The sequence below is a fragment of the Gemmatimonadales bacterium genome (genome assembly GCA_036265815.1).
GTDB lineage: Bacteria > Gemmatimonadota > Gemmatimonadetes > Gemmatimonadales > GWC2-71-9 > CAVVWJ01.
Map to the genome: position 1 here is coordinate 1 of DATAOI010000030.1, position 12,443 is coordinate 12,443.

The 12,443-nt window shown below is 69.7% G+C and carries 16 protein-coding genes; 14 read left to right on the top strand and 2 right to left on the bottom strand.

What is annotated here, in order from left to right:
* Window positions 1–432 precede the first annotated feature (432 nt).
* Window positions 433–918 (top strand): hypothetical protein, encoded by a 486-nt coding sequence (locus VHR41_06110; protein HEX3233750.1) that lies wholly within the window; start codon window positions 433–435, stop codon window positions 916–918.
* A gap of 228 nt (window positions 919–1,146) precedes the next feature.
* On the opposite strand, the gene VHR41_06115 is transcribed toward VHR41_06110, so the two are convergent.
* Window positions 1,147–1,467 (bottom strand): hypothetical protein, encoded by a 321-nt coding sequence (locus VHR41_06115; protein ID HEX3233751.1) that lies wholly within the window; start codon window positions 1,465–1,467, stop codon window positions 1,147–1,149.
* A gap of 78 nt (window positions 1,468–1,545) precedes the next feature.
* Window positions 1,546–1,818, bottom strand: a complete 273-nt coding sequence (locus tag VHR41_06120) for a hypothetical protein (GenBank protein HEX3233752.1) — start codon at window positions 1,816–1,818, stop codon at window positions 1,546–1,548.
* 117 nt (window positions 1,819–1,935) lie between these two features.
* Between VHR41_06120 and VHR41_06125 the strand changes: the two genes are divergently transcribed.
* The 13 genes from VHR41_06125 (at window position 1,936) to VHR41_06185 (ending at window position 12,412) form a co-directional block, all read left to right on the top strand.
* Entirely contained in the window at window positions 1,936–2,253 is a 318-nt protein-coding gene (locus VHR41_06125) for a hypothetical protein (GenBank protein ID HEX3233753.1), read from the top strand.
* A 277-nt stretch (window positions 2,254–2,530) separates the two neighbouring features.
* Window positions 2,531–3,406 carry a YicC/YloC family endoribonuclease gene (locus tag VHR41_06130; GenBank protein HEX3233754.1) on the top strand — a complete coding sequence of 292 codons (876 nt, stop codon included), beginning with the start codon at window positions 2,531–2,533 and terminating at the stop codon, window positions 3,404–3,406.
* Entirely contained in the window at window positions 3,403–4,059 is a 657-nt protein-coding gene (gene gmk, locus VHR41_06135; protein ID HEX3233755.1) for a guanylate kinase, read from the top strand. The genes VHR41_06130 and gmk overlap by 4 nt, the downstream gene beginning before the upstream one ends.
* Before the next feature lie 23 nt (window positions 4,060–4,082).
* A complete protein-coding gene (locus tag VHR41_06140; protein HEX3233756.1) occupies window positions 4,083–4,295 on the top strand; it encodes a DNA-directed RNA polymerase subunit omega in 213 nt (70 codons plus the stop codon).
* Window positions 4,292–5,494: a bifunctional phosphopantothenoylcysteine decarboxylase/phosphopantothenate--cysteine ligase CoaBC gene (gene coaBC / locus VHR41_06145; protein ID HEX3233757.1), complete on the top strand. Its 1,203-nt coding sequence runs from the start codon at window positions 4,292–4,294 to the stop codon at window positions 5,492–5,494. The genes VHR41_06140 and coaBC overlap by 4 nt, the downstream gene beginning before the upstream one ends.
* On the top strand, window positions 5,484–6,284 hold the full coding sequence (locus VHR41_06150; GenBank protein HEX3233758.1) for a uracil-DNA glycosylase: 801 nt from the start codon (window positions 5,484–5,486) through the stop codon (window positions 6,282–6,284). Before coaBC ends, VHR41_06150 begins: the two co-directional genes overlap by 11 nt.
* Window positions 6,247–7,626 (top strand): replicative DNA helicase, encoded by a 1,380-nt coding sequence (gene dnaB / locus VHR41_06155; protein ID HEX3233759.1) that lies wholly within the window; start codon window positions 6,247–6,249, stop codon window positions 7,624–7,626. The genes VHR41_06150 and dnaB overlap by 38 nt, the downstream gene beginning before the upstream one ends.
* Before the next feature lie 66 nt (window positions 7,627–7,692).
* Window positions 7,693–9,063, top strand: coding sequence for a DNA repair protein RadA (gene radA, locus VHR41_06160; protein ID HEX3233760.1), 1,371 nt, complete (start codon window positions 7,693–7,695; stop codon window positions 9,061–9,063).
* The gene (gene ispD, locus VHR41_06165) at window positions 9,053–9,748 is read left to right on the top strand and encodes a 2-C-methyl-D-erythritol 4-phosphate cytidylyltransferase (protein ID HEX3233761.1); all 696 of its coding nucleotides are present in this window, start codon (window positions 9,053–9,055) and stop codon (window positions 9,746–9,748) included. Before radA ends, ispD begins: the two co-directional genes overlap by 11 nt.
* The gene (locus VHR41_06170) at window positions 9,745–10,395 is read left to right on the top strand and encodes an L-threonylcarbamoyladenylate synthase (protein HEX3233762.1); all 651 of its coding nucleotides are present in this window, start codon (window positions 9,745–9,747) and stop codon (window positions 10,393–10,395) included. The genes ispD and VHR41_06170 overlap by 4 nt, the downstream gene beginning before the upstream one ends.
* A gap of 13 nt (window positions 10,396–10,408) precedes the next feature.
* Complete coding sequence (locus VHR41_06175; GenBank protein HEX3233763.1) at window positions 10,409–10,873, top strand: low molecular weight protein arginine phosphatase; 465 nt, start codon at window positions 10,409–10,411, stop codon at window positions 10,871–10,873.
* Window positions 10,874–10,890: 17 nt separating this feature from the next.
* A complete protein-coding gene (locus VHR41_06180; GenBank protein HEX3233764.1) occupies window positions 10,891–11,673 on the top strand; it encodes a hypothetical protein in 783 nt (260 codons plus the stop codon).
* On the top strand, window positions 11,657–12,412 hold the full coding sequence (locus VHR41_06185) for a ComF family protein (protein ID HEX3233765.1): 756 nt from the start codon (window positions 11,657–11,659) through the stop codon (window positions 12,410–12,412). The genes VHR41_06180 and VHR41_06185 overlap by 17 nt, the downstream gene beginning before the upstream one ends.
* The last annotated feature ends 31 nt before the right edge of the window (window positions 12,413–12,443 follow it).

Consider the following 12,443-nt stretch of genomic DNA (forward strand, 5'->3'; position numbering starts at 1 on the left):
CACCGGAACCCAGGGCAGCTCCAGGCGCCTGCGTTTGATCTCAGCGTTGCGTTCCGCGTGCTCCGCCTCCAGCTTGGCCAGCTCGTCGCGCGCGGCCTGCCACTCCGCGCGGGTACCGATCTTGTGATCAGTCATCGCTTCACCCTTTCCGGTTGGATTCGCAGCCCCTCCATGCCCACGACGAACGAGGGATCATGAGTTCGACATGGGGAGGCTTGGCAGGCGGGACGGCCGCCATTGACCCCCGGAATCGGGCATCTCCCGGGCGGCAGCGCTCCGGCGGCAGGGGCGCGAGGCGGAGGCGAGGTCGGTGGAAGCGGACGCCACTTCGCTTGACACCGCGTCCTCGAGGCATACGCTGTATCACAAAGTACGTGGCATTCTATCATCAACACGCGGAATGCGCATCCGATTGAGCGCCGGGAGGTAGTCATGAAGAAGGGGGCGCGACGCATCCGCGGGGCAATCGGAATGGGCCTCGCCTGGGGAGCAGCAGGGTTTGGTGCAGGCATCTTGCTGGCGCGGGTGCCCGGTTTCTACTCCGACCTCCCGTTTGCCCTCCTGTTTGCTCCGCTCGGCTTTTGTGCCGGCATCATATTCTCCGGAATCCTCGTGGGTATCGAGCGCCGTCGCGGGTTTGATCGCATGTCGCTTTCGCGCTTTGTGGGGTGGGGCGCCGTGAGTGGGCTTCTGCTGTCCGGGATCTTCGTTGTCGGCGCGGCCCTTCGGGGGCAGAGCTTGTGGGGAGAGTTCCTGGTGTTCGGTCCCGCGCTCGCCACGGCGAGCGCGGTCTGCGCTGCTGGTTCGCTGGCCGTGGCCAGACGGGCCGAAAGGCGAGAACTCCCCGGCCCCAGTGCGGATCCGGCCGAGGACGAACTTACCGGGGACGAAATGCGGGAACTACTCGGGCGCGACTGAGATGTCCGCGTGGCTCCAACCCGCCGCTTCGAAGGGCGTTGCTCATCCAGAGGTGGATGGTGGCAGGGACGCCTAACGACATTCGCATCAGCTGCAAGCCATCGTGCCGGCGTCCGCACAATGTACGTTCCGCAGCGCGCTCAAGGCGGGATGCGCCCGCAGGGAAGGTGGCCCCCACTCGGCCTGGCGGCTGCATCCGCGGGTGAGGCTGTACCTCGCTCGGATGCCTCAATCACCACGACCATCCGGTGCGGCCGGCGAGCTCAAGAGGATCCCGAGGATCGCGCCCCACAGGATGCCGTTTAGGGGGAACGTGAGAGACACAAGCGCCGCATATTCACCCAGACCGCCCCGGAGCCCTAACGCCTGAACGACAGGTATAGCGGCGAACAGAGCGGGGAACCCCACGACGACCAACGAGTACCCCAGGAGCTCGGTGAACTCGTTGACCCGTGTCCCAAGCGCGATATAGACCACCGCCAAGGTTATGCCGGCGAGAACCCCAATTCTGGCGCCTCGCCACATCCTGCGCCCGATGTGTGCATCCAAGAGCGCCTCCGGTCACGGACCATACAAGCCACGTCAGGTTCGAAGTCGTTGTGGTGCGCTCGGGTTCTCCCCGCGGGCTCAGCGCGTTGCCTCCAGGTACAGGTATAGGCCAAACCCGCCCACCCCTGCTCCCGCGATCGTGATCAGATCCTCGTCTACGAGCAGCCCCGTCACTATGCCCGCTGCCCCCACGATCATCAGGATCTCTCCTTGGCGTCGGTTACCACGGGCCCGCTGGATCATCAGTGTCCCAGTAGGAGTATCGCGCTTGAACGGCTGGCTCGCCGGCAATCGAAGCTGGGCGCTGGCCACCAGCAGCTCCGGATTGAGTGCGATTCGCGGCAAGGCCATCGCTTGCGCCGTCAGTCTGCTGCCCAACCATAAATAGACTTCGGCCCCGCGCAGAGCTCGTCGTTTCCCCGAAAGGTTAGAGTGTCATCGGTCTCTTCGCGGATCATCAGGATGCCGGTGACTGCCGAACTGCCCCAGCGGTTCTACGAGGTGCTGGGCGACGACATTGCGAACGAGCTCGTGGACTGGTTCAATGCCGTGGACGTGACCTACCGCACCGAGCTGCGCGATCTGAACGAGCTGAACTTCGCGCGCTTCGACGCCAGACTGGAGCGGCGAATCGCGGATCTGCGCACCGCACTCGCGGATCAGCGCACCGCACTCGCGGATCAGCGCACCGAGCTGGTCCGCTGGATGTTGGGCTTCTGGGCCACGACCCTGCTGGCGCTGGCTGGCCAGTGTTCGCGCTGCGCCCCTAATTCGTCCACGATCTGAAAATCGCCTGCCTACGATGGCGCATGGTGCTGTCGTGCCGCGTCGTTCGATGGGCGGGTCTACCGTTGTGGCTCATAAACCAGTTGAGGTGAGTATCGTAACACCCCATGCAGTAGTAGTTTGCATAATGGCTATGAGCCGCTATCAGCCACACTGATCACCCGCTCGCGAACCAACGTCAACCCGCACGTCCGCCCCTCTCCCGCTACTACTGACCCTACCAATACCCCCCGCTCACCGGTAAATTCTCCGGTTTCCCGGCGACCACGGAGACTCGTTGCCCTACAGCATGACGGGGTTCGGCGCGGCAGAGGGCACGGCCGCGGGCGGGCGGCTCCGGATCGAGATCCGGACGGTGAACCACCGCCACTTCAATCTGGCCGCCAAGCTCCCGGCCGACTTGGCCGCCCTGGAAGGCGAGCTGCGCGAGCGGCTCCGACGCGACTTCGACCGGGGGCACGTCGCCGTCCACGGACGCTGGACCGAATATCCCGAGCGCACCGGCGGCTTCGGCATCGACCTGGAGCGCGCCCGCCTGGTGACCACGCGGCTCAAGGAGCTGCAGTCCGCCCTCGGGCTCGCCGGCGAGGTGACGGTGGAGCTGGTGGCGCGCCAGCCCGACGTCCTCTCCACCACCAGCAACGCCGCGCTGGAGGTCTCCTGGTCCGAGGTCGAGCCGATCGTCGCGCAGGCGAGTGCCGACTGCCGGGCAATGCGGGCCCATGAGGGCGAGGCGCTCGCTGTGGAGCTGCGTCACCGACTGGATCTGCTGGAGAGCTCCGGACAACGCATCGCCGAATGGGCGCCGGGCCGGCTGCTGCGAGAGCGGGATCGGCTCCGCGCCGCGGTGACGGAGCTGCTGGACGGCCGGGTGGTGGATGAAGGGCGGCTGGCGCAGGAGATCGCCTTTCAGGCCGACCGGCTCGACATCACCGAAGAGCTAGTGCGGTTCCGGGCCCATCTCGCGGCGGTGCGCGAGGCGCTCGCCGTGGACCGCCCCGTCGGTAAGCAGCTCGGCTTCCTGGCGCAGGAGCTGGGGCGCGAGGTCAACACGATGGGCTCCAAGGCCAATGACGCGGAGATCGCCCAGGAGGTCATCGCCATGAAGGGCGAGCTCGAGAAGTTCAGGGAACAGCTCGAGAATCTGGAGTGAGACCATTCCTCCTCGTCCTCTCCGCGCCTTCGGGGGGCGGGAAGAGCACCATCGCGAAGCAGTTGCTGAACGCCCGCGACGATCTCGGCTACTCGGTCTCCGCCACTACCCGCGCGATGCGGAACGGGGAGCGCGACGGGGTGGACTACCACTTCGTGACCCGGGCGGAGTTTCTCCGCCGGGTCGAAGCGGGCGAGTTTCTCGAGTGGGCCACCTACGCCGGCGAGCTCTACGGCACGCTCAGGAGCGAGATCGAGCGGATTTTCGGCGAGGGACGGATCGCGGTGCTGGACGTGGAGATCGAAGGGTCGCGTCAGATCCGGTCGAGCTTTCCCAACTCGCTGCATCTGTTCGTGCTGCCTCCCTCGGCCGAGGTGCTCGTGGGGCGGCTGACCGGCCGGAATACCGAGCCGGCCGCCGTGGTTCGCGAGCGGATCGCCCGAGCGGCGGACGAGCTGGCCGCGGTGGTCGAGTACGATTACGCGATTCTCAACGAGGATCTGGTGGTGGCCGTCTCGCAGGTGGCCGCGATCCTCGAAGCGGAAGCCCGGCGCGTCCCCCGGCAGGACGGGCTGCCCGGATTCATCGACCGCCTGCGCCGCGACGTGATCGCGGCGGCGGCGCGGATCGCAGTCACGGACGTCACTTCGTAACGGTTACCTCGTAAGGAGTCACGATGCGGATCATCACTCCCGCGGAAGTCGCCAAGCAGGCCGGCAACAAGTATCTGGGTGTGCTGGTGGCGGCCAAGTTCGCCCGCTACCTGAACGAGTTTCCCAAGGACCAGCTCGCGACGGCCGGAGAGAAGCTCACCACCAAGTCGATGCAGGCGCTGGTGGAAGGTGAGCTCAACTACAAGCTCGTCCGCCGCCGTCGCTCCGAGGCGTGAGCCCGTGGGCCGGCCGGCGCGTCCTCCTCGGCGTCTCCGGCGGGATCGCCTGCTATAAGAGCTGCACGCTCGCCCGGCGGCTGGCTGAGGCGGGCGCGCAGGTCGATGTCGTGCTCACGCAGGGAGCCGGGGAGTTCGTGCGGCCGGTCACCTTCGCGGCGCTCACCGGGCGCCCCGTCCTTTCCTCTATATGGGAGCCGGACGGGGCGCTCTCGCACGTCCGGCTGGGACAGGACGCCGAGCTCATCATAGTCGCGCCGGCCACGGCCCATCTCATCGCCCGGATGGCGCAGGGCCTCGCGGACGACCTGCTGACCACGCTGCTGCTGGCCGCCGCCGCCCCGGTGCTGCTGGCGCCGGCAATGAACGACGCGATGTTCGCCCACCCGCAGACCCAGGCGAACCTGGAGCGGCTCCGCACCCGCGGTGTGGCCATCGTCGGCCCGGAGATCGGCGCGCTGGCCGAGGGACCGTCGGAGCGGCCGGGCAGGATGAGCGAGCCGGAGACGATCCTGGCCCATGCGGCCCGTGCCATTCGGGGCCGCGGACCGCTGGCCGGCCGGCGCGTGGTGGTGACCGCCGGGCCCACCCGCGAGTCGATCGACCCGGTGCGGGTAGTGACCAACCGGTCCAGCGGCAAGATGGGGTACCGGCTGGCGGAGGCAGCGTGGGAACGAGGTGCCGCGGTGGTACTGATCTCCGGCCCGGTGGCGCTGCCGCCGCCGGTCGGCGTCGCCGTGCGCCGGGTGGAGAGCACCAGCGAGCTGGAGGCGGCCGTGCGGAGCGAGCTGCCCGCCGCCGACGTGCTGGTGATGGCCGCGGCCCCAGCCGACTTTCGGCCCAGCAGCCCGAGCGAGAGCAAGCGCGCGCGGGTGGACGGCGCGCTCGCGGTGCCGATGGAGCCGACCGAGGACATCCTGAGCGCCACGCGGGGCCTGCGGAAGACCGGCAGCGTCATCGTGGGGTTCGCGCTGGAGACCGGCGACGCGCTCGCCAAGGGACGCGCCAAGCTGGAGCGGAAGGATCTGGATCTCATCGTGGTGAACGACGCGCTCGAGCCCGGGGCCGGGTTCGAGGTCGATACCAACCGCGTTGCCCTACTGGGCCGGGATGGCGCGGCGCGCATTCTCCCGCTGCAGTCCAAGCGAGAGGTGGCCGACGCGATCCTGGATGCCGTGGAGCTGACCCTTGGCCGATGAGTGGCGGCGCTATCTTGCCCAGCAGGCCGAGCTCGGCGGCGCCGAGATCATCCTGAGCGCCGCCCTGCGGAGCGCCGCGGCGCGGGAGCAAGGTATGGCGAATGAATCGGCGGCACCGCCGGCCGAGGAATCGACGCTGGAAGGTGGGGCCAAGTGGCGAAAGGGCGCGCCGCCCATTCCAGGCCCGGGACTCGCCGTGACCTCGCCCGAGCCGATCCTGCTGGGGAACGATCTGGCGGCGCTGGGAAGCCTCGAGGCGGTAGCGGAGCGCATCCGCACGACCTACTGTTGCGAGCTCTGCCCCCATCGCACCAACGCGGTCCCCGGCGAGGGAAACGCCGAGGCCCGGCTGGTGCTGGTGGGCGAAGGACCCGGCGCCACCGAGGACGCCAGCGGGCGTCCGTTCGTGGGCCAGGCGGGCCGGCTGCTCGACTCCATTCTCGAGGCTATTGAAGTCCCGCGGACTTCGGTGTACATCACCAATATCGTGAAATGCCGGCCTCCTCAGAACAGGAAGCCGCTGCCGGATGAGATCGCAGCCTGCATTCCGTATCTGCACCGCCAACTGGAGCTCATCCGTCCCAAGGTGATCGTCGCCATGGGCGGCACCGCCGGCGAGTCGCTGCTCGGTGTGAGGAAGAGTCTCGGCGAGCTCCGCGGCAAGGTGCACACGTACAACGGCATCCCGCTGATCGCGACGTACCATCCCGCGGCACTGCTCCGCAACCCGAACTGGAAGAAGCCGACCTGGGATGACGTCCGTATCGCCCGACAACTTCTCGACCGCTGATCCCTACGTCGGCCGCTCGGCTCCCTGGAGTCAGGAGGCGGAGCAGGCCGTGCTCGGGGCCATGCTGCTGGACCAGGACGCCGCGCTCCGCGCGGCGGAGCTGGTCGACGATTCCATGTTCTACCGGGAGGGGCACCGGCGCCTCTTCCGCGCCATGCTCGCCCTCACCGAGCGCCGGGTGGTCATCGACCACATCACCCTGCGCGACGAGCTGCTCCGCCGGGGCGACCTGGAGACCGCGGGCGGCCACGAGTACCTGGCCGAGCTGGTGGACGCGGTGCCCACCGCGGCCAACCTCGAGTTCCACGCCAAGATCGTCCGCGACAAGGCGGTGCTCCGCCGCCTGATCGAGGCGTCCACCTCGATCATCACCGAGGCCTACGACGGGCACTCGACCGCGAACGATCTCCTCGATGTCGCCGAATCCAAGATCTTCCAGATCTCCCAGCAGCGGGGGAACGACGGGTTCACCCGGATCAAGGAGATGCTTTGGCCCACGATGGAGCGCATCGAAACGCTCCAGCGCAGCGGCAAAGCGATTACCGGGGTGCCGAGCGGGTTCATAGATTTGGATTCGCTGACGTCGGGCTTCCAGGCGTCCGAGCTGGTGGTGGTGGCCGCTCGCCCGTCGATGGGTAAGACAGCGTTCTGTCTCAACATCGCGGCCAACGCGGCGGCGGAGGGGCAGGGGGTCGCCATCTTCTCGCTGGAGATGTCGAAGGAATCGCTGGTCCAGCGCATGCTCACGGCCACGGCCCGGGTCGACAGCCACCGGGTCCGCCAGGGTACTCTGCGGGATTCGGACTTCACCCAGTTGGCGCGGGCGGCGGGCATCCTGCAGACCTACCAGCTCTGGATCGACGACACTCCCTCGCTCACCCTGCTGGAGATGCGCTCCAAGGCGCGCCGGCTCAAGATCGACAACGATCTCAGGCTGGTCGTCGTGGACTACCTGCAGCTCATGCGAAGCCCGGAGCGGGCGGAGAACCGGGTGCAGGAGATCTCCGACATCTCCCGCTCGCTCAAGGCGCTGGCCCGGGAGCTGGAGATTCCGGTCATCGCGCTCTCCCAGCTCTCCCGCGCGTCGGAGCAGCGGGGCGGCGAGCGCAAGCCGATCCTCTCCGACCTACGCGACTCCGGCGCTATCGAGCAGGACGCCGACCTGGTCCTCTTCATCCACCGGCCCGAGTACTACGATCGGGAGGACGAATCCAAGAAGGGCGTGGCGGAAGTGATGCTGGCCAAGAACCGCAACGGCCCCACGGGAGACGTGCAGCTCCGGTTCGTGCGGGAGTACACCCGGTTCGACAATCTGTCGACGCGGGAGGAGCCGGACGGGTGAGGGTCCGCGGGCGGACAAGGTCCCTCGCTTCGCTCAGCGTGACATCTCTAATCCATACGGCCACCGATGCCCAAACCCACATCCGTCTATCGCTGCACTGAATGCGGCCACGAGCACCCCAAATGGGTTGGCCGCTGCGAGTCGTGCGCCGCGTGGAACTCGGTGGCCGAGGAGCCGGTGCTGGTGCGCACGTCGCTTCGGTCGGGGCTCAAGCGCGCCGGGAGGGCGCAGCGCCTGGTGGCGCCGCCTGCCCGGCTCCGCGAGGTGGCCACCAGCCCGCTGGAGCGCTGGCGCACCGGGCTCCCCGAGTTCGATTTCGTGCTGGGCGGCGGGATCGTGCCCGGCTCCATGATTCTCATCGGTGGCGAGCCCGGGATCGGCAAGTCGACCCTGCTGCTGCAGGCCGCCGCCCGGCTGGAGACCGCGGGTCGCACCGTGCTCTACGCCAGCGGTGAGGAGTCGCCCGACCAGCTCAGGTTGCGATCCGATCGCCTGCACGAAGATGCCGGTGCGGTGCACGTGCTGGGCGAGACCCGATTGGAGGCGATCATCGGCGCCGCCACGGCCGTAGCGGCGGACGTCGTGGTCATCGACTCCATCCAGACGGTCTACACCGAGACCCTGGAGAGCGCGCCCGGCAATGTCGGCCAGGTGCGGGAGTGCTCGGGCCAGCTCATGCGGTTCGCCAAGGAGAGCGGCACTGCGGTCGTGGTGGTGGGCCACGTGACGAAGGGCGGCGGCATCGCCGGCCCCAAGACGCTGGAGCACATCGTGGACACGGTGCTCTACTTCGAGGGGGAGGTCACGCTCGACTACCGGCTGCTCCGAACCACCAAGAATCGCTTCGGCTCGGTCGACGAGCTGGGCGTCTTCACCATGACCGAGCGCGGGCTGGTGGCCGTGCCCAACCCATCCGCCGTGTTCCTCGCCGCCCGCGCCGACGGGATCAGCGGCAGCGCGGTCACCGCGCTCATGGAAGGCACGCGCCCGGTGCTGGTCGAGGTCCAGGCGCTGGCCGCCAAGTCCGGGTACGGCACGCCCCAGCGTGTCGCCACCGGCATCGATCCCAAGCGTCTGGCCGTCCTGCTCGCCGTACTGGAGCGGCGGGCAGAGACCTCTTTTGCCGACCTCGATGTATTCGTGCAGGTCACGGCCGGGGTGCGGCTCAACGAGCCCGGGGCCGACCTGGCGGTCGCGGCCGCCCTGGTCTCCAGTCTGTACAATCGTCCCGCTCCTGCCGACGTCATCTTCCTCGGCGAGGTCGGGCTCGGCGGCGAGATCCGGCCCAGCGGCGCCATCGAGCGGCGCATCGCCGAGGCCGCGCGGCTCGGCTTCCGTCGGGTGTTCGGCAGCTCCCGCAGCGTGGTACAGCTTCCCGGTGTCTCGATGGTTGCGCTGGACCACGTCGAGCAACTGGTGCGGGCGCTTGCCGCGTGATGTCGGGGTCATCGTGGTCGCGGCCGGACGGGGGAGCCGGATCGGGGGCGAGCGGCCCAAGCAGTATCAGCCGATCGCCGGCGTACCGATGGTGCTCCGCGCCGTGCGCCCATTCACCGCGCACCCCGACGTGGCCCAGGTGGCACTGGTGATCCCTGCGGAGGATGCCCGGCAGCCGCCCGAGTTTCTCGCCCACCTGTCGGGCTCCGCCTTGACGCTCGTTGCCGGTGGCGCCGAGCGGCGCGATTCCGTGGCCGCGGGACTGGCCGCGCTCCGGGCCGAGTGCACCGTGGTGCTGGTGCACGATGGGGCCCGGCCGTTCGTGGCACCCGGCGTCATCGATGCCGTCATTGCGCACGCCCGGCGGGGCGACGGCGCCATCGCCGCCGTGCCGCTCACCGACACCGTGAAGCAGGCCGCCGCCGCCGCGCCGGATCGGATCGAGCGGACCATTCCCCGCGAGCGGCTCTGGCGCGCGCAAACACCGCAGGGATTCCCCCGCGCCGTGCTCGCGCAGGCCCACGCCGCCGCGGCTCCGGACGGCTCCTCCGCTACCGACGACGCCGCACTGGTCGAGGCGTTGGGTGTGCCGGTGCACCTGGTGCCCGACTCTCCACGTAATCTCAAGGTCACCACACCGGACGACCTCGCGCTCGCCGAGCTGCTCGCGCGGGGGCAGGCGTGATCCTTCCGTTCAACACCGAGGAGGAGATCACGGCGGCCATTCCGCCGGTGATCGCCCACCTGGCCGCTGGTGACCTGCTGGCGTACCCCACGGAAACGGTGTACGGCCTGGGCTCCGACCCCAGCGTCGCCGCGCTCGAGAAGCTGGCCAGACTCAAAGGGAGACAGCCCGGCAAGCCGTTCCTGCTGCTGGTGGCGAGCCGTCTGATGGCGGAGGAGTGGGGGCTGGTCTTCACGCCCTCGGCCCGCGCGCTCTCGGACGCCTTCTGGCCCGGGCCGCTGACCTTGGTGCTGCCGGGGGGCGAGGGCCGGCTGCCGGAGGAGCTCCGAGGCAGGGAGGGTGGCATCGCGGTCCGCCACACGTCGCATCGGGGCATCGCGCGCCTGGTCGCGACCAGCGGTCGGCCGCTCACCTCCACCTCCGCCAACCGGCCCGGCGGTCCACCGGCCCCGGGTCCCGACCGCCTGGTCGAGCTGTTCCGCGACGAGGTGACGCGAGGCCTGGTGCTGGTGCTCGACGGCGGCGTGCTGGGCAACGTGCCTCCCTCGACGCTGGTCGATTGTACCGATGTGGTACCGCGTCTGGTGCGGGACGGTGCCATCCCGCGTCCCGAGCTGCGCCGCGCCGCCGGCCGGCTGGCGCCCTGAGTATGTTTCCGCCATGAGCACCCACGTCCTCTTCGTCTGTACCGGCAACACCTGCCGCAGCCCGATGGCCGAAGCGTTGATGCGCGAAGCCCTCGCCGCGCGCGGCCTGGACCAGGTCACCGTCGCTTCCGCAGGCACCGGCGCGTGGGATGGCGCACCGGCTTCGGAGGGCGCCTACCTGGTCGGTCTGGAGCATGGCCTCGACTTGAGCGAGCATCGGGCGCGACTGCTGACCCGGGAGCTGGCGCGGAGCGCGGATCTCATCCTGGTGATGTCGGGTCAGCACCTCGCCCGGGTCGCCGAGCTCGGCTGCGAGGAGAAGGCCCACCTGCTCGGGGTGTTCGCCGGCCGGGACGAGGGGCGGGGTGAGGTGAGCGATCCCTACGGAGCCGATCTCGCCAGCTACCGGAGCACCTTCACCGAGCTGCAGGAGCTGATTGGCGGAGTGGTGAACCGGGTCGCCGGCACCGTGCGGTGATCGGGGGCGCGACGCGCGTGTTCGCCATTCTGGGCGATCCAGTCGCGCACTCCCTCTCTCCCGTCATGCAGAACGCGGCCTTCCTCGCGCTGGGGCTGCCCGCGGTCTACGTCCCTCTCCGCTGCGCCGCCGCCGACCTCCCTCCGCTGCTGGGCGCGCTGGCCCGCGCCTCCGGGGGCGGGAACGTCACCGTCCCACACAAAGAGCTGGCCGCGAGGTCGGTGGACCGCTGCCTGGAGCAGGCCGCCCTGCTCGGCGCCTGCAACACCTTCTGGGGCGAAGCGGGCACATCGGTGGGCGACAACAGCGACGTCGCCGGCGTGTGTCAGGCACTCGACCGGCTGGAGCCGCCGGACGGGGCGTGGCTGATTCTCGGCACCGGCGGCGGCGCGCGGGCTGCGGTCGGCGCGGCGCGGCTCCGGGGAGCCAAGGTCGCCGTGGTCTCTCGCACCCCCGACCGGCAGCAAGCGTTCGGCCACTGGGCCGCGTCGCTCGGCGTGGACGTCGTCCCGGCCGAGGAGTGCCGGGTTCTCATCAACGCGACGCCGGCCGGGCTGCACGACGGCGATGGGGCGGCGGCCGTACCGTCCGTCGCGCCCCGGGCCGAGGTCGCGCTCGACATGGTGTACACCCAGGGCGAGACTCGCTGGGTGCGCGCCATGCGGGCCGCGGGGCTGCGGGCGTCGGACGGCCGTGCCATGCTGGTGGCCCAGGGCGCGGCTGCATTCGAGCGCTGGTTCCCCGATGAGCGGGCTCCGACGGAGGTCATGCGGGCGGCGGTCGATGCCGCGCTTCGCTAAGGCCGCCGCCGCGCTGGAGGAGGTGGAGCGGTGGCTCTTGCCGCCCGCATGCCTCCTCTGCGAACAGCCGGTGCCGGTCCGGGAAGACGACGCCCTCATCTGCGGCCTGTGCCGGTCTCGCTGGCGGCCGGTCGCGGGGCCCTGGTGCGAGCGCTGTGGCCAGCCGACGCTGGGAGACCTGGCCTGCCGGCTCTGCGCGGCCTGGCCGCCGGGCCTCGGCCGCGTGCGCAGTGCGGTCTGGCTGGAGGGCACGGCGCGTGACGCGGTCCACCGGCTCAAGTACGAGGGCTGGTGGCGCATCGGCCAGACGCTGGCGGATGCGATGCGCACGCTGGAGCCATTGACGGGGCAGGTATGCTTGATACCGGTGCCGCTGGGTACGCGGCGGCTCCGGGAACGCGGCTACAATCAGAGCGAGCAAATTGCGAGCGCACTCGGTGCGAAGCTGGGGCTGCCGGTGCGTACCGACTGGCTGGTTCGCGTCACCGAGACGCGCACCCAGACGGCCCTCACGCCGGAGGCGCGGCAGGCCAACGTGGCGGGTGCGTTCGAAACCCGCGGGCTGGCCGGAGCAGAGTGCGTCCCGGCAGAGCCCGCCGTGCCGGCATGCGTCCTGGTGGACGACGTGTTCACCACGGGAGCCACGCTCGCCGAGGCGGGGGCGGCGCTCGTGGCCGGCGGGGCGCCGCGGGTCGAGGCGGTGACGTTCGCGCGGGCCCGGCTCCCGGTGCAGCTGTAACTGCCCAGTCGCGCACCGGAGCCTCATTCTA